Source organism: Streptomyces sp. NPDC017246 (assembly GCF_044331325.1).
Taxonomy (GTDB): Bacteria; Actinomycetota; Actinomycetes; order Streptomycetales; family Streptomycetaceae; genus Streptomyces.
The window spans coordinates 610,994-626,924 of record NZ_JBIRMW010000002.1; the positions used below are offsets into that span (position 1 = coordinate 610,994).

General features: G+C 72.8%; 13 protein-coding genes and 1 pseudogene. 9 read left to right on the forward strand and 5 right to left on the reverse strand.

Annotation, left to right across the window (positions count from 1 at the left end; genetic code table 11):
- Window positions 1-85: 85 nt before the first annotated feature.
- From ACH4MY_RS07615 to ACH4MY_RS07630, 4 genes are all read left to right on the forward strand, one after another.
- Entirely contained in the window at window positions 86-1,357 is a 1,272-nt protein-coding gene (locus ACH4MY_RS07615; protein WP_397998886.1) for an aspartate kinase, read from the forward strand.
- Window positions 1,354-2,412, forward strand: a complete 1,059-nt coding sequence (locus ACH4MY_RS07620; protein ID WP_397998889.1) for an aspartate-semialdehyde dehydrogenase — start codon at window positions 1,354-1,356, stop codon at window positions 2,410-2,412. The genes ACH4MY_RS07615 and ACH4MY_RS07620 overlap by 4 nt, the downstream gene beginning before the upstream one ends.
- A gap of 263 nt (window positions 2,413-2,675) precedes the next feature.
- Window positions 2,676-3,407, forward strand: coding sequence for a SigE family RNA polymerase sigma factor (locus tag ACH4MY_RS07625; protein WP_397998892.1), 732 nt, complete (start codon window positions 2,676-2,678; stop codon window positions 3,405-3,407).
- Window positions 3,404-4,753 (forward strand): hypothetical protein, encoded by a 1,350-nt coding sequence (locus tag ACH4MY_RS07630; RefSeq protein WP_397998895.1) that lies wholly within the window; start codon window positions 3,404-3,406, stop codon window positions 4,751-4,753. Before ACH4MY_RS07625 ends, ACH4MY_RS07630 begins: the two co-directional genes overlap by 4 nt.
- A 145-nt stretch (window positions 4,754-4,898) precedes the next feature.
- On the opposite strand, the gene ACH4MY_RS07635 is transcribed toward ACH4MY_RS07630, so the two are convergent.
- Together ACH4MY_RS07635 and ACH4MY_RS07640 are read right to left on the reverse strand one after the other, a co-directional pair.
- Window positions 4,899-5,639, reverse strand: coding sequence for an SURF1 family protein (locus tag ACH4MY_RS07635; RefSeq protein ID WP_397998898.1), 741 nt, complete (start codon window positions 5,637-5,639; stop codon window positions 4,899-4,901).
- Between the two features lie 131 nt (window positions 5,640-5,770).
- Window positions 5,771-7,603, reverse strand: a complete 1,833-nt coding sequence (locus ACH4MY_RS07640; protein WP_397998901.1) for a prolyl oligopeptidase family serine peptidase — start codon at window positions 7,601-7,603, stop codon at window positions 5,771-5,773.
- A gap of 62 nt (window positions 7,604-7,665) precedes the next feature.
- Here ACH4MY_RS07640 and ACH4MY_RS07645 point away from each other — a divergent pair, with 62 nt between their 5' ends.
- The gene (locus tag ACH4MY_RS07645) at window positions 7,666-8,496 is read left to right on the forward strand and encodes a class I SAM-dependent methyltransferase (protein ID WP_397998904.1); all 831 of its coding nucleotides are present in this window, start codon (window positions 7,666-7,668) and stop codon (window positions 8,494-8,496) included.
- A gap of 109 nt (window positions 8,497-8,605) precedes the next feature.
- Here ACH4MY_RS07645 and ACH4MY_RS07650 read toward each other — a convergent pair.
- Both ACH4MY_RS07650 and ACH4MY_RS07655 read right to left on the reverse strand, forming a co-directional pair.
- Window positions 8,606-8,872 (reverse strand): annotated as a pseudogene (locus ACH4MY_RS07650) (DUF6191 domain-containing protein); the annotation flags it as partial.
- An 8-nt stretch (window positions 8,873-8,880) separates the two neighbouring features.
- Complete coding sequence (locus ACH4MY_RS07655) at window positions 8,881-9,927, reverse strand: Lrp/AsnC family transcriptional regulator (protein WP_397998907.1); 1,047 nt, start codon at window positions 9,925-9,927, stop codon at window positions 8,881-8,883.
- Window positions 9,928-10,081: 154 nt separating this feature from the next.
- On the opposite strand from ACH4MY_RS07655, the gene ACH4MY_RS07660 reads away from it, so the two are divergent.
- The 3 genes from ACH4MY_RS07660 to ACH4MY_RS07670 all read left to right on the forward strand — a co-directional run bounded on the left by ACH4MY_RS07660 (window position 10,082) and on the right by ACH4MY_RS07670 (window position 13,576).
- Window positions 10,082-11,749, forward strand: coding sequence for a tetratricopeptide repeat protein (locus tag ACH4MY_RS07660; RefSeq protein ID WP_397998910.1), 1,668 nt, complete (start codon window positions 10,082-10,084; stop codon window positions 11,747-11,749).
- 264 nt (window positions 11,750-12,013) lie between these two features.
- Window positions 12,014-13,033 carry a YdcF family protein gene (locus tag ACH4MY_RS07665; RefSeq protein WP_397998913.1) on the forward strand — a complete coding sequence of 340 codons (1,020 nt, stop codon included), beginning with the start codon at window positions 12,014-12,016 and terminating at the stop codon, window positions 13,031-13,033.
- Window positions 13,034-13,294: 261 nt separating this feature from the next.
- Window positions 13,295-13,576, forward strand: a complete 282-nt coding sequence (locus tag ACH4MY_RS07670; protein ID WP_397998916.1) for a hypothetical protein — start codon at window positions 13,295-13,297, stop codon at window positions 13,574-13,576.
- 17 nt (window positions 13,577-13,593) lie between these two features.
- Here the strand turns inward: ACH4MY_RS07670 and ACH4MY_RS07675 are convergent, their stop codons facing one another.
- Window positions 13,594-14,688, reverse strand: coding sequence for a serine/threonine-protein kinase (locus ACH4MY_RS07675; RefSeq protein WP_397998918.1), 1,095 nt, complete (start codon window positions 14,686-14,688; stop codon window positions 13,594-13,596).
- 251 nt (window positions 14,689-14,939) lie between these two features.
- Here ACH4MY_RS07675 and ACH4MY_RS07680 point away from each other — a divergent pair, with 251 nt between their 5' ends.
- The gene (locus ACH4MY_RS07680; protein WP_397998921.1) at window positions 14,940-15,818 is read left to right on the forward strand and encodes a glycosyltransferase family 2 protein; all 879 of its coding nucleotides are present in this window, start codon (window positions 14,940-14,942) and stop codon (window positions 15,816-15,818) included.
- The last annotated feature ends 113 nt before the right edge of the window (window positions 15,819-15,931 follow it).

Below are 15,931 nucleotides of genomic sequence, written 5' to 3' on the forward strand. Positions count from 1 at the left end.
GATATCACGTAGGTGTTCGCGGGTCGCTCGTTAGACTGAGCCGATCGCAGCGCCGGCTGCGGCACACACCGAACGAGGAGCGCACGTGGGCCTTGTCGTGCAGAAGTACGGAGGCTCCTCCGTTGCCGATGCCGAAGGCATCAAGCGCGTCGCCAAGCGAATCGTGGACGCCAAGAAGAACGGCCACCAGGTGGTCGTCGTGGTATCCGCGATGGGCGACACGACGGACGAGTTGATCGATCTCGCCGAGCAGGTATCCCCGATCCCTGCCGGGCGTGAGTTCGACATGCTGCTGACCGCGGGAGAGCGGATCTCCATGGCCCTGCTGGCCATGGCGATCAAAAACCTGGGCCACGAGGCCCAGTCCTTCACGGGCAGCCAGGCGGGTGTCATCACCGACTCGGTCCACAACAAAGCGCGCATCATCGATGTCACGCCGGGCCGGATCCGTACCGCCCTCGACGAGGGCAACATCGCCATCGTCGCCGGGTTCCAGGGCGTGTCCCAGGACAAGAAGGACATCACCACGCTGGGGCGTGGCGGTTCCGACACCACGGCCGTGGCGCTCGCCGCCGCGCTCGACGCCGAGGTCTGCGAGATCTACACCGACGTCGACGGCGTGTTCACGGCCGACCCGCGCGTGGTGAAGAAGGCGAAGAAGATCGACTGGATCTCCTTCGAGGACATGCTGGAGCTCGCCGCCTCCGGCTCCAAGGTGCTGCTGCACCGCTGCGTCGAGTACGCGCGCCGCTACAACATTCCGATCCACGTGCGCTCGTCCTTCTCGGGACTGCAGGGCACCTGGGTCAGCAACGAACCGCAAGGGGATCAGAAGGTGGAGCAGGCCATCATCTCGGGTGTCGCCCACGACACCTCCGAGGCGAAGATCACCGTCGTCGGCGTGCCGGACAAGCCGGGCGAGGCCGCGGCCATCTTCCGGGCCGTCGCCGACGCCGAGATCAACATCGACATGATCGTGCAGAACGTGTCCGCGGCCTCCACCGGCCTCACGGACATCTCCTTCACCCTCCCCAAGGCCGAGGGCCGCAAGGCCATCGACGCCCTGGAGAAGGCGAAGGGCGCGATCGGCTTCGACTCGCTGCGCTACGACGACCAGATCGGCAAGATCTCCCTGGTCGGCGCCGGAATGAAGACCAACCCGGGCGTCACCGCGGACTTCTTCCGCGCGCTCTCCGACGCGGGCGTGAACATCGAGCTCATCTCGACCTCCGAGATCCGCATCTCGGTCGTCACCCGTGCCGACGACGTCAACGAGGCCGTGCGCGCCGTCCACAGCGCCTTCGGCCTGGACAGCGACTCGGACGAGGCCGTCGTCTACGGAGGCACCGGCCGATGACGTCGAAGCCGACGCTCGCGGTCGTCGGTGCGACCGGAGCCGTCGGCTCGGTGATGCTCCAGATGCTCACGCACCACGCGGACGTCTGGGGCGAGATCCGCCTTCTCGCCTCCCCGCGCTCGGCCGGCCGCAAGGCCGCCGTCCGCGGGGAGGAGTGCGAGATCCTCGCGCTGAGCGAGGAGGCCCTGGACGGCGTCGACCTCGCGCTCTTCCTGGTGCCCGAGACGGTCGCCGCCCGCTGGGCGCCCGTCGCCGCCGCCAAGGGGGCCGTCGTCGTGGACACCTCCGCCGCCTTCCGGGCGGACACCGAGGTCCCCCTCGTCGTCCCCGAGACCAACGCCCACGCGGCGCGCGTACGCCCCCGGGGCATCGTCGCGAGCCCCGGCAGCACCACCCTCGCGCTGATCGTCGCCGTGGGCGCCCTGCACGCCGAATTCGGGCTCGACGAGCTGGTCGTCACCGCCCAGCAGGCCGCCAGCGGCGCCGGTGCCGGACAGGCGGGCGTCGAGGCGCTCCGCGCGCAGCTCGGCCTGGTGGCCGGCCGCGGCGATCTGGGCACCCACCCCGGAGACGTACGACGGGCCGTCGGCGAGAACACCGGGCCCTTCGCCGGGCCCCTCGCGCTCAACGTCCTGCCCTGGTCGGGCACGGCGGGCGCCGACGGAGCCTCCTCGGAGGAGGAGCGCGTACGGGACGAGACCCGGCGGATCCTCGGGCTTCCCGCCCTGCGCGTCGCCGCCACCTGTGTGCGCGTGCCCGTCGTCACCGGGCACTCCGTCTCCGTGCACGCCCGCTTCGAGCACCCCGTGCCGCTCGCGCGTGCCAACGGGATCATCGCGACCTCGCCGGGGGTCGTGCTCTACGACGACCCCGCCGCCGGCGACTTCCCCACCCCCGCCGACGTCGTCGGCACCGACCCCGCCTGGGTCGGGCGGGTGCGGCGCTCCATGGACGACGAGCGCGCGCTCGATTTCTTCGTCTGCGCCGACAATCTGCGCAAGGGAGCGGCCCTCAACGCCCTCCAGATCGCGGAATCTGTTGTCACAGCTTTGTAGGATCTGTGAACGACCTGTGAGCAAATAGGCGTCAGATACCTCTTGAACTGCGGTGATGCCGTAGCCGACGATGCTCTTCCCGCTTGCTGCAACCAGTAGTTGGGTGGGGGCGTCTCTGCCTGCACCCACGGTCGTGTGGCGCGGAACACGCTGCGAAAGCGGGGCATCGGGGGAGAACGGTTACGCATGAGGACAAACAACTCACCGTCAAAAAGGGTGGCGTACGCGTACAACCCTGCCGGGGGGAAGCGTGTCCAACAGGCGTGGCAGAGGTACTCGACATCGCGACCATCGCCCCGCTGCGCGGCGCGGGCGGCACTGCGATGCTCCCCGTGCGGAGCGTCGGCATGGTCCCCGTCCGCGGCTCCGCGGTCAGCGCGTTCAAACGACCGCGCGCTCTCGGCGGAATGCCGGTGATCGCCCCCGTGCCCACCGGATCCCGCGCGAGCGCGGTGGACGGCATCCCCTCGCCCCGGGCGAGCGCCGAAGGCATCTCGACGGCCGGGACCACCGTCGACCACCTGACCGAGACCTACCGCGCCCACTACCGGTCGCTGCTCGGTCTCGCCGCACTCCTCCTCGACGACACGGCCTCCTGCGAGGACGTCGTCCAGGAGGCCTTCATCCGCGTCCACTCGGCGCGCAAGCGGGTGCGCGAGCCCGAGAAGACGCTCGCCTATCTGCGCCAGACCGTCGTGAACCTCTCCCGGTCCGCGCTGCGCCGCCGCATCCTCGGCCTCAAGCTGCTGTCCAAGCCGATGCCGGACATGGCCAGCGCGGAGGAGGGGGCGTACGACCAGCTGGAGCGCGAGGACCTCATCAAGGCGATGCGCGGACTCCAGCGCCGCCAGCGTGAGGTGCTCGCCCTGCGGTACTTCTCCGACATGACCGAGGTTCAGGTCGCCGAGGCGCTCGGAATATCCCTGGGTTCGGTGAAGGCGTACGGTTCGCGGGGCATCGCGGCGCTGCGCGTCGCGATGGGAGCGACGGCATGAGCGAGGCACCCGGCAAGAACGGCAAGCACGTCGAGAACGGCGAGGCCGGCAAGCACGTCGAGAACGGCGAGCAGAGCAAGAACGACGGGAACGCCGTGACCGGCGGGAGCGTCGAAAACGTCGAGACCGGTGGGGACGCCGTGACCGGCGAGACCGTCGAGACCGACGGGGACGTCGATACCGGCGAGACCGACGCCCCGGATGAACGTGACGACTTGAGTGGACAGCGCATGGTGAACATCGAGCCCGGCCCCGGCGAGGGCGACGGGGACGACGAACTCGCGCTGCGGCGGCTGTTCCAGGGCGCCGTCTCCGGCCTCGAGCCCTCCCTGGGCTCGCTGGAGCACCTCCGCCGTGCCGTGCCCGCGCGGCGCGCCCGCAAGCGGCAGGCCATCGTCGGCGCCGCCGCCGCCGCGGTCCTCATCGGGACGGCCGTACCCGCCTTCGTGCACGTCGCCGCCTCGGGCGGCATCTCCGCCGCCGGCAACCCGGTGAACGCCGGGCACGGCGAGGAGGCCCAGGGCGGCACCGGCACCGAGACCGGCGTCGAGGGCGGCCAGAGCTCCGAGGGCCCCGCGAGCACCCTGTCCCCGAGTCAGGGCGCGGCCGACGGTTCCTCGGGCAAGCCGCAGCGGCCCGGCCCCGGCGTGTCCGGCTCCGGCCCGCGGCAGACACAGGGCGCGGGCGGGGGCTCCGTGCCGCGGTGCGGAGCCGAGCAGCTCGGCGTCAGCGGGGCGGACGCCGGTGGGCCCGACGGCGAGGGCAAGGTGTACGGCACCTTCCGCATCGCCAACATCTCCGGCCAGGAGTGCGTCGTCGACGGCAGCGGTGTCGTCAGCTTCGAGGCCCGCGGCGCCGCCGACCCGGCGCGGATCTCGGTGATCCGGCACACCTCGGGTGACGGCGGCGGTGGTCTGCCCGACCCCTCGCAGGAGAGCTCCTCGCTCGTCCTCGGGCCGAGCGGCTCCTACGAGGTGAAGTTCGTCTGGGTGCCGAGCGAGACCTGTCCGACGACCGGCACCAGCCCGACCCCGACGACGCCCCCGCCGACCGAGCCTCCGACGACCCCGCCGACGACGCCCCCGCCGACCGGGGGGAACACGGGCAACCCCGAGCCCACCGAGGGCACGGGCTCCGGAGGCGCCGGCACCGACCCGGGCACCGGCGCGGAAGCGGGCTCGGAGGCCGGCGCGGCACCCCAGCTGCTCCGTGAGGACGGCGGCCTCGCCGACGGCAGCGTCCTGGTCAGCCACGTCGCGGAGCCCGGCGGCCCGGCGGCGTCGGCGAGCGTCTCCAACGCCTGCGCGGGCACCATCTACCGCACCGGGATCCTCGCCGGCTCCTGAGGCGGGGTACGGCTCCTGAAAGCCCGTCGCCGGGACCCGTTAGGGGGGTCCCGGCGACGGGCTTCTCAGTGGGCGCTCAGTGGGCGCTCAGGGGCGCTCAGGGGTGTTTCGTGGTGTTTCGGGGGCGGTGCGCCGCGGGGCGCGCCTACAGTCCCAGTGCCTCGTCGCGGGAGGCCTCCGCCTCGCGGCGCACGAGGCGGAACCACATGAAGAGGACGAAGCCCGCGAAGACGAACCACTCCGCGGTGTAGCCCAGGTTCTGGAAGGCCTTCGCGTCCAGGCTCGTGCCCGCCGCCGCGGCCGCCGGGACCGGGGTGAGACCGGCGGGGGAGTCGGCGAGGGTGATCCAGGCGTCGTAGACGTCGTCCGTGACCACGTTCACCAGGGACGCCGCGCTGATCATCCCCAGCTGCCCCTCGGGCAGCCCACCGGCCTGGTGGACGCCCTTGGTGCCACCGTTCTCCGAGGCCTGGAGCGCGCCCACCACCGTGACCTCGCCGGACGGCGGGACGGGGGCCTTCCCGCCCGTGGGGAGCCACCCCCGGACGACCGGCAGCGACCGGCCGCCGTCCGTCCGCAGCAGCGTCAGGACGTAACTGCCGGTCCGGCCGTCAAGGTCACGGTCCGGGACGAGGAACTGCTCCCCGAACCGGCCGCGCGCCTCGGCGGACCGGCCCGAGGTCTCCTGGTCCACCGGGAGCAGGGAGTCCAGCGGCTCCGCCTGCCGCGAGCTCGCGGCAGGCCGCTGCTCGGCCTTCTCGTGGGAGTCGACGCGATCCTCGAACTTGCCCAGCTGCCAGGTCCCCATGAAGACGCAGAACGGGATCGCCAGCAGGACGAAGACGTTGATCCCCCACCAGCGGGGCGTTCTCAGGAACCGGTACACGCCCCCCACCGTACGCAAGCGGCCTCCGCTCCCTGTCGCCCGGGTCCCGTCGCCCGCGACCCGTCGCCCGGGTCCTGTGGCCCGGGTCCTGTGGCCCGGGTGCCGTCGCCCGCTCCCCGTCGCCCGGGTGCCTAGCGGGTGCCCAGGTGCTTCGCCGCGAACGCCAGGTCCAGGCCGACCTGCTTGATCCGCTCCTCCACCACGAGGGAGCCGTGCCCCGCGTCGTACCGGTAGACCTCGTGGACCGCGCCCCGGGCCGCGAGCCGGTCGACGTAGTTGTCGATCTGCCGGATCGGGCAGCGCGGGTCGTTGACGCCGGCCGAGATGTGCACCGGGGCCTTCACCGCGTCCACGTACGTCAGCGGCGACGAGGCCGCGTACCGCTCGGGCACCTCCTCGGGGGAGCCGCCGAGCAGCGTCCGGTCCAGCGCCTTGAGGGCCTCCATCTCGTCCTCGTACGCCGTGACGTAGTCCGCGACCGGCACCGCCGCGAGACCGACCGCCCAGGCGTCCGGCCGCGTGCCGAGGCCGAGGAGGGTGAGATAGCCGCCCCAGGAGCCGCCGGACAGGACGAGCCGGGCCGGATCGGCCAGGCCGCTGTCCACCGCCCACGCGCGGACCGCCTCGATGTCCTCCAGCTCGATCAGACCGACCCGGTGCTTGAGGGCGTCCGTCCACTCCCGGCCGTACCCCGTCGAGCCCCGGTAGTTGACCCGCACCACCGCGTACCCGTGGTCCACCCAGGCCGCCGGGCCCGAGGCGAAGGCATCGCTGTCGTGCCACGTGGGCCCGCCGTGGACCTCGAAGACCGTCGGGAAGGGACCTTCGCCCTCGGGGCGCTGCACGAGCGCGTGGACCCTGCCTCCGGGGCCCTCCACCCACACGTCCTCCACCGGCACCGACGGCGGGGCCTTCGGGCCGGGCGGGTCGAGGACGACGCCGCCGTCCGTGGAGCGCACCACCGGCGGCTCGGCGGCCGAGGACCACAGGTACTCCACGCTGCCGTCGGGGCGGGCCGTCGCGCTCGACACCGAACCGGCCGGGGTCTCCACCCGGACCAGGGCGCCGGTGGCGATCTCGTACCGCCACAGCTCGCTGCGGGCCTCGAAGCTGTGCACGATCAGCAGCCCGGATCCGTCCGGGTACCACTCGGCCGACACGTCGCCCGGGAGATCGAGCGCGAGATCCGTCTCGGTGCCCGCCGCCACGTCCCAGAGCATCGGCTCCCAGCGGCCGCGCCGCTGGTGTCCGACGAGCAGCCGGGTGTCCCCCGTCACCGGCGCGAAGCCGAGGACCGCGAGCCCCAGCTCCTCCGTGCCCCCCTTGGTGTCGTCGAGCTCGGCGAGCACGCTCGCGTCCGAGGCGCGCACCACCCGCAGCGCCGAGTGCATCGCGTCCCCGTGCTCGGTGTGCTCGATCGCGATCAGCGCGCCGTCGTGCGACAGGTCGCCGACCCCGGCCGACTCCCGGTGCCGGTAGATCTCGACCGGGGCGCCGGCCCCGGGACGTACGAGATGGATCGTCGAGCCGTCCTCGTCCGTGGAACGCCCCACCACGAGCGTGCCGTCCCGGCCGATGGCGAGCCCCGCCGGATAGGAGGCGTCGAGACCGGCCACCGCCGGCTCGTCCGCGCCGCCGCCGAACGGCTGCCGCATCCACACCCCGAACTCGTCCCCGTCGGTGTCCGCGAACCACCAGACCCAGGCGCCGTCCGGCGACAGCGTGCCGTCCGTCGTGCCGTTCGGCCGGTCCGTGACCTGCCGCTGCTCGCCGCTCGCCCGGTCCCAGGCGTACAGCTCGTACGTCCCCGTCGCGTTCGACACGAAGAGCGAGCGGTCCGGGGCCTCCTCGGCCCACTCGGGCAGGGAGACGCGCGGCGCGCGGAAGCGCTGCTCCCACACGGGGGCCTGGTCGGTGAGCTCGGCGGTGAGCTCGGCGTTCTTGCTCTCAGTCATGGCATCCATGATGCTCCGCGCGGCGGACAATCGGGTCGCGTCACCCCCAACCTGTGGATAACCTCGCCGACATGTATTCCCCGACGCCCGAAGACTGGCGCGAGGCCAACCGCGCCCGCTGGGACGAACGCGTCCCGATCCACGCCGCGAGCGCCTACTACGACCTCGACACCTTCCGCGCGGGCAAGGACGTCCTGCGGGACTTCGAACTCGCCGAGGTCGGTGACGTCACCGGACGCTCCCTGCTGCACCTCCAGTGCCACATCGGCCTCGACACCCTCTCCTGGGCCCGCCACGGCGCCTCGCACGTCGTCGGCCTGGACTTCTCCGAGCCGGCCGTCGACACCGCCCGCTCGCTCGCCGCCGACCTCGGCCTCACCCAGGACCGGGCGGCCTTCGTCGCGGCCGACGTGTACGACGCCGCCGAGGCCGTCCCGGACAGCGCCTACGACATCGTCTACACCGGCTGCGGCGCGCTGAACTGGCTGCCCGACATCGAGCGCTGGGCGGAGACCGCCGCCTCGCTCGTCGCCCCCGGCGGCTTCCTGTACGTGGCCGAGTTCCATCCGATCACCGACTCGCTCGACGACGAGACCGGCAGCCGGATCGTGCACGACTACTTCGTCCGCGACCCGTGGGTGGACACCAGCCCGGGAACGTACGCCGAGCTCGACGCCGCCACCGTCCACAACCGCAGCGTGGAGTGGGTGCACCCGGTCGGAGAGGTCGTGACCGCGCTCGCCAGGGCGGGGCTGCGGATCGAGTTCCTGCACGAGCACGACGCCTCGCTGTACCCCCGCTACGGCGCTCTCCAGCGGCACGAGGACGGCTACTACCGCTTCCCGGCGGACCGGCCCCGCATCCCGATGATGTACTCGGTCAAGGCGTCCCGACCGGCCTGAGGCCGCTCCACGGGAGCCGTGGGCGGGCCGGGGGAGCCACGGGGGGGCCGGGCCGGCCACGGAGTCCGGGCCGGGCCACGGGCGTCCGAGAGGGGCTACGGGAGCCTGATGACCGCCCGCCCTTGAGGTCCACCGTCGAGCGGTTCGGCGGGGCGCCGTCCTCCTCGTCGTCGCGGAGCACGAGCGCGCTCCGGCGTTCCTTGAGCTCGTTCTGCTTGCCCTGCGAGAAGGTGGCGTGCAGCTGCTCGAAGCCGGTCGACGAGATCTGGCCGCTGCGCTTCCCGCGGCCGCTCATCCGCAGGATCTGGTCGGCGAAGGCGATCACGGTCAGCAGGATGACCAGACCGGGCAGCGTCACGAACACGGCGAACTCCATGCCCTCCATCAGACCACGCCCCACCCGGGCGTGTCAGGACGCACGTGGTGCGTCCTTCGCCCGTCAGGGCCGAGCACCTGGGCGCCGATCTTGTGGGTGCGCAGCGAGAGCGCGGTCCCCGCGATCCGGAGCGCCGGGGCGGCCCGTACGAGCGTCGCCGTCACGTCGTGCAGCTCGTCGACCGTACGGAGCCACAGGGCGACGGCCAGGTTGTGGGGGCCGGTGACCGAGGTGACGAGACGGGTCTGGCGCAGCCGGGCCAGTGCCGCCACCGTCGTCGGCACCTCGAGAGGCGGTACGTCGGTCGTGACCATCGCCCACACCGGGCGCCCGGAGAACCTCGGGGCCGGCAGACAGTGGTGGTGGAGGACGCCGCCGGCGGTGAGGGCGTCCAGCCTGCGCCGTACCGTCGACTCGCTCGTGCCGCACTGCCGGGCCAGTTGGGCCGCGCTGCGGCGGGCGTCCCCCGCCAGCTCCGCGACGAGCCGGTGGTCGAGCTCCGTCAGGTTCGGCGGGGGCCCCACGCGCGCGCGTGCCCGCCGGTCCCCGCCGGTCATCTCCGTGAGGAGCTGGACCTGTCCGGGCGTGAGCTGCTCGATCCGCGACCGGTACGGGCGGTTGTGCAGCCGGGTGACGACCTGGGTGCGGGCCCGGAGCACCCCGGGCAGCCTGCGGACCCGTCCGGCGAGATAGGCGTCGAGGGCGTACAGGTCGGGACAGACCACGAGCAGGACCAGGTCGGCGTCGCCGGTCACCTGATGGACGCCGAGGGTGCACGGATCGCCCGAGACCTCGGTCGCGGTGGTCTCCGCGGCGCCCGCGGCGCACTCCAGCTCGACCCAGGCGTAGAGCATCGCGTCGGCGCCGCTCCGGGCGGCGAGCAGCGAACTCCAGGCGTATCCGCCGGCCGTGAGGTGCTCCCAGCGCCGGGCGAGGGTGTCCGGACTCGCCCCCAGAGCGGCCGAGAGCTGGGTCCAGCTGGCGCGCGGGGCTATCTGCAGTGCGTGGATCAGCGACAGATCCGCCTCTCCCAGGACGGATTCCCCGGTACTCATTTCCCTCCCTGGTCGATCCCCGGCAAACCGTGGGTGTGGGTTCCAGGGCGCCCCAGGATGTGGACCGAGGCATATGCATTCAAGCCGTCATGGCGCTTGTGCGCCATTGACTCACGCAGAACCCACACACGGGAGAGAACGGGGGATGGGGCGCATGGAGATCGGGAAGCCCGCGGAGACCGGCGAACCGGCCGGGAACGACGGGCTCGAAGAGAGCAGAGAGCCGCCCGTGACAGCGGTGTTGTGGAGTGACGGGGAGGCGCGGAGCGGAACGGAAGGGCTGCGCCGGGACGGCACGGAGGGGCTGAGCGCCGCGGACGGGCCGAGCGCCACGGAGGTGCTGAGCGCCACGGAGGGGTCGAGCGGCGAGCCGACCGTGCTGTGGGGCCAGCCGACCGGGCCGAGCGGCGAACCGACCGTGCTGTGGGGCGAGCCGACCGGGCCGAGCGGCGAACCGACCGTACTGTGGGGCGAAGCCGTGGGCGCCGACCAGCTCGCCGCCGCCGAGCGCGGATACGCCCGCTGCGGGCCCGCCGAACGGCTCCTCTGGGAGCGGCTCTCCGTCTTCGAGGGAGCCTTCGGCCGGGACGCCGTACGCGAGGTGTGCGCCTCCGGAGCCCTGCCCCCGGCGAAGATCCTGTCGGTCCTGGAACGGCTCGCCCCCCTCGCCCTCCTTCCCGTCGACGACCTCTTCGACGGCGAGAACGACCTCCCCCGCTACTGGATGCCGCACCCGATGAGGGCCGTGGGCGCCCGGCGGCTCACCGATCGCGGCGACCGCCGGATCCTCGTCCTGCGCCATCGGCGGTGGTGTGTGAAGCTCGCCCGGCGGGCCGCCGACTGGTGGCAGAGCGGCCGGCAGCTCGACGCCCGCGACCTCGCGCTGCGTGAACTCCCCGACCTGGCCGCCGCCATGGACCCGACGACGGCGCCGCTCTCGGCGAGCGACGAGGCCGACACGGCCGTCGAGATCACCGTCTCCCTGTGGTTCCTGTGGGTGGCCTGCGGGCGGGCCGCCGAGGGGCGCACCCGGCTGCGGCACGCCCTGTCCCTGCGCACCGGCCCGCCGTCGGCCCGCGCCCTGTGGCTCGCCGCCTTCCTGGAGCTGGAGTCGGGCCGTCCCGACGCCGCCGACCCGCTCCTCGCCCAGGCCTGGGCGGCGGCCGTCCGGGACGGGGACGACCGGGCGCTGGGGCTGCTGGCCCATCTGCGGGGTGCGACCGCGCTCTATCAGGGGCGGACGCGCGCGGCGGCGGACGAGTTCCGGGAGGCCCTCGCGCTGATGGGGGAGTACCCGGAGTTCGGGCCGACCCGGCACGCGTGCTGGGTCGGTCTCGCGCTCTCCCTGTGCCGCACCGACCCGGAGGCCGCGCAGGAGGCGCTGGACCAGGGCGACCTGGACCGTGAGAGCCGGTGGTCGCTGATGGGCCGTGACCTGTGCGCCGACGCCTGGTCGCATGTCGTACGGGCCGAACTCGCCGCGTGGGACGGCGAGCTGGACCGGGCCGCCGCATACGCCCGGCGGGCCCTGCGCAAGCATCTGCGCATGGGGTCGGCGGCGGGCGCGGCCGGTGCGGCGGAGCTCCTCGCGCAGCTGCGGGTGGCGGCGGGGGAGCGCGACGAGGCGGCTCACCTGCTGGGCGCGGTGGACCTGTTGCGGACCTCCGTCTTCGACGCGTCGTACCGGCCGGCGGAGTACTGCGTGGTGACCCGGGCCCGCAGCGAAACGGTTCTCCGGTCGCTGCTCGACGGCAAGGAGCTGCGGTACGCGTACGAAGAGGGTGCGCGGCGTGGCCTGTTCTCCCTCGCGGGCGAGGCCTAGGGCCTGTCGTCACATTCCCGTCTGCCCCGCGACGCCTGGCACGCACTCTCGCCGCACCGGGCGAAAGTGCGAGTACGTCCAGTACGAGCACTTCCCCCCGGCACGCCGAGAGCACGCACCAGACGCCGCAGGTCCGTCCTGCGGGCGACGACGGGAATGTGACGACAGACCCTAGGGGGTTTCCCGGCGATCGGGCCGGATCAAGTCCCGGCAGGTCCCTGACATTCAACACCCGTTGTCGGTCACCCTGTCTACGATGCCGTCATGTCGTTCGCCTTCGCCCTGGCCGCGGTCTTCCTGCTGTTCTTCGGCGTCGGTGTGCGGCGGGACCGGCGCCGCTTCGGCAATGCCGTGCTTCTCGGCCTCGCCGTCACCTTCCTCGGCATCGGACTGATCGCGGGCATCGACGACGCCCCGCCCGGAGTCGCCGAGACCGTGATGCTGGTCGTGCTGCTCGGGCTCGGGCTCGGCCCGGTCGTCCTCGCGGGACTGCTCACCGCGAACGGCGTGAAGATGGTCCGCAAGGAGGGCAGAAGCCCGGCCAACCTGCTCTCGCTCCTTGCCGGGCTCGGCATGTTCGGGGTGATGGTCCTGGCCGTGGCCGCCGCCGCCACCGGGTCGTGGGCCCTGAACATACTGGTCGTCACCACCCTCTTCGTCCTCGGCTACGTCTCCTTCCTCTTCGTCTGCTTCGTCGGCTACGCCTTCCTCTACGGCCGGATGCGGCTCCGCCGCGACGCCGACTACGTCGTCGTCCTCGGCTCCGGCCTGATCGGCGGCCGCCGTGTGCCCCCGCTGCTCGCGAGCAGGCTGGACCGGGCCCGGGACGTGTACGAGAAGCTGGCCGCGCGCGAGCGGCGCGGCGGCGTCGCCCCCGTCCTCATCACCTCGGGCGGCCAGGGCCCCGACGAGGAGCTCCCCGAGTCCCACGCGATGGCCGACTACCTCGTCGAGCGCGGCTTCCCGCCGGAGGCGGTGGTGCGCGAGGACCGCTCACGCACCACCGAGGAGAACATGCTCTTCAGCAAGGAGCTGATGGAGCGGGACCGGCCCGGGGCCTCCTGCGTGATCGTCACCAACAACTTCCACGCCTTCCGGGCCTCCCTGATGGCCCGCAGGGCGGGTGTGGACGGCCAGGTGGTGGGCTCGCCGACCGCCGCCTACTTCTGGCCGTCGGCGACCATCCGCGAGTTCGTCGCGGTCTTCCTCCAGTACAAGGTGGTCAACCTCGGGATCTGCCTGACCCTGATCCTGCTCGGGGTGCTCGCCTGGGCCAGTCGCTGAGGGCCGTGCCGGGTCATCGGGGTCTCCTCACGGGGTGCCGCTCGTGTACCGGGCGCTCCGTTCCGCACGGGCGGCGACCGGCGTACCGGTCCATCTGAACACCGGGCCGCCGAGGCCGCACTCCGGCCGGACAGCGCGCCGTACCCCGGCCGCGAACCGCGCCGGATTCCGGATCGGCGACCGCGCCGGACACCGGTTCGGGTCCCGCGGGAGCGGCGGGACCGGCCCTCCGTACCTACTCTGGAGGTACGGAGGTGACCCATGAGCCGACGGCACCACTTCCACATCGACCACCTCGGTCACTCGGTCTCCGTGACCGTCCAGACCGGTCACAAGCCGGGCGTCGAGGTCCTCGTCGACGGCAAGGAGACCGGGTACGTCGTCACCAGGGACGACCGGCCGGTCACCGTCCCGATCGAGCTGCCGACCGACCCGCCGACCACCGTGACCGTACGGGTGACCCCGGGGCCGGGCCTGCCCGGCTGCCAGCTGCTCGCGACGGCTGACGGGGAACCGCAGGTGATGGAGCCCAGGCCGTACTGACCTGGTCCGCGGCGGCCTCAGGAGAGCCAGGCCATCCCGATGATCAGGAAGACGACGAAGGCGATGGCTCCCGCCACGGCGGCCGTCTTGCGGGGACGGCGCCGTGAGAGTTCCGCGAGCCCGCCGCCGGCACCGGCGGTCCGCTCGCGCCGCCGGGATGCGGGAGCCCCGGCGGAGGAGGTGGGTCTGTGTGCCTGTGCGGGCGCGGGTCTGTGTCCCTGACCGCGCCCGGACCCCGGCATGGGGGCCGGAGCGGGCAGGGGCGCGGGCCGGGTCGCGGCGGCCGGCGGCGGGCCCGCGTTGTGGTGCGGCGCGTGGGGCCGATGCTGCGCCGGGGCGGGCCGCTGCGGGTAGGCGCGCCAGGCGCCCGAGGAGAACCAGTCCGCGATGGCCTGCGCCGGGGGCCGCTGCTCCGGCTGCTTGGCCAGCAGGCTCAGCAGATACGTCTCGAACTCGGGCGGCAGCGCCACACCGAGCCGGCCCGGCGGCATCGGAGCGGTGTCGATGTGCTGGTACAGCAGGGCCGTCGCCGTGTCCGCGCGGAACGGCGGCCGCCCGGTGAGCAGTTGATAGAGCACGCAGCCGAGCGAGTACACGTCAGAGGCGGGCGAGGCAGGCTGTCCGAGCGCCCGCTCGGGGGCCAGATAGAGCCCCGTACCCACGATCTGACCCGTCGTCGTCAGCGCCGCCGAGGGATCGTCGACGAAGCGCGCGATACCGAAGTCGGCCAGCTTCACCGTCCCGTCGGCGTCGACGAGCAGGTTCCCCGGCTTGATGTCCCGGTGCACGACACCCTGCCGGTGCGCGGCCGCGAGCCCGGCGGCGGCGTGCGCGGCGACCACGGCGACGCGCTCGGCGGGCAGGACCAGTGGATCGGAGGGACTCCCCGCGAGGCTGTCGCCCTCCACCAACTCCATGACGAGGAACAGCTTTCCGTCCCACGTGCCGAAGTCGAAGACGCCCACCACGTGCGGGTGGCTCAGCCGGGCGGCGGTCTGCGCCTCCAGCCGGAACCGGTCGGCGGCGGAGGGGTCGGTGCCGTGCGCCAGCATCAGCTTCACGGCGACGTCCCGGCCGAGCACCTCGTCGGTGGCCTGCCACACCTCACCCATGCCACCCCGGCCGATACACACGTGAAGCCGATATCGGTCCGCGACCAGCACCTGGAGACCACCCTTTCGACGATCGATCAACTTGACGGAAGGGAACCAGCGTAGAGCCGACGGACCACGCGCTTCGCCGCGCTCCCCCCTCCCGGCGCCCGCCCGGTGCACCGCACCCGTGGTGCGGGTGAACGGAAGGTGGCGCCGGGCGTTAGCATCGCGGCCCGGAGCGAGTTCCGGTGAACAGGAACGGAGGGGTCGTGGCGCGACCTCGTGTGGGTGTGGCGGTACTGACGATGGGCACGCGCCCGGTCGAGCTGCGGGCGCTGCTCGACGCCGTGGCACGGCAGGACGAACCCGCCCGTCGGATCGTCGTCGTCGGCAACGGCACGGGAACCCTCCCCGAACTCCCCGAGGGCGTGACCGGAGTCGAACTCCCCGAGAACCGGGGCGTGTCCGGCGGCCGGAACGTCGCGATCGAGACACTGCGCGACTTCGGCGACATCGACGTGATGGTGGACCTCGACGACGACGGCCTGCTCGTCGACACGGACGTCTTCCGCCGCCTGGCCGACCTGTACGAGGACGACCCGGCCCTGGGCGTCGTGTCGTTCCGCATCGCCGACGAGACCGGTGAGACACAGCGGCGCCACGTCCCGCGTCTCGGGGCGAAGGACCCGATGCGCGGCGGGGAGGTCACCACCTTCCTCGGCGGCGGCCACGGCCTGTCGATGCCGATGCTGGACGAGATCGGCGGCTGGCCGGAGGAGTTCTTCTTCACCCACGAGGAGACCGACCTCGCCTGGCGCGCCCTCGACGCCGGCTGGAAGGTCGTCTACGAGCCGAAACTCCTCCTCCAGCACCCCAGGACCAGCCCGGCCCGGCACGCCGTCTACTACCGGATGACGGCCCGCAACCGCGTCTGGCTGGCCAAGCGCAACCTGCCCGCCCTGCTGGTCCCGGTCTACCTGGGCGTCTGGACCCTCCTCACGCTGGCCCGCACCCGCTCCCTGCCGGGCCTGGCGTCCTGGTTCGCCGGCTTCGCGGAGGGCGTCCGCCACTCCTGCGGCCCCCGCCACCCCATGCGCTGGTCCACGGTCCGCCACATGACCCGCCTGGGCCGCCCGCCGGTGATCTGACATCCCCGGCCGCCGCCCGCCCCCCGGGCGGCGGCCCCGGGCGTCACTCCGCGCACGCCCTGGAAACCACTGAGGGCCCGATCCGATTTCTCGGACCAGGCCCTCAGTGGTTT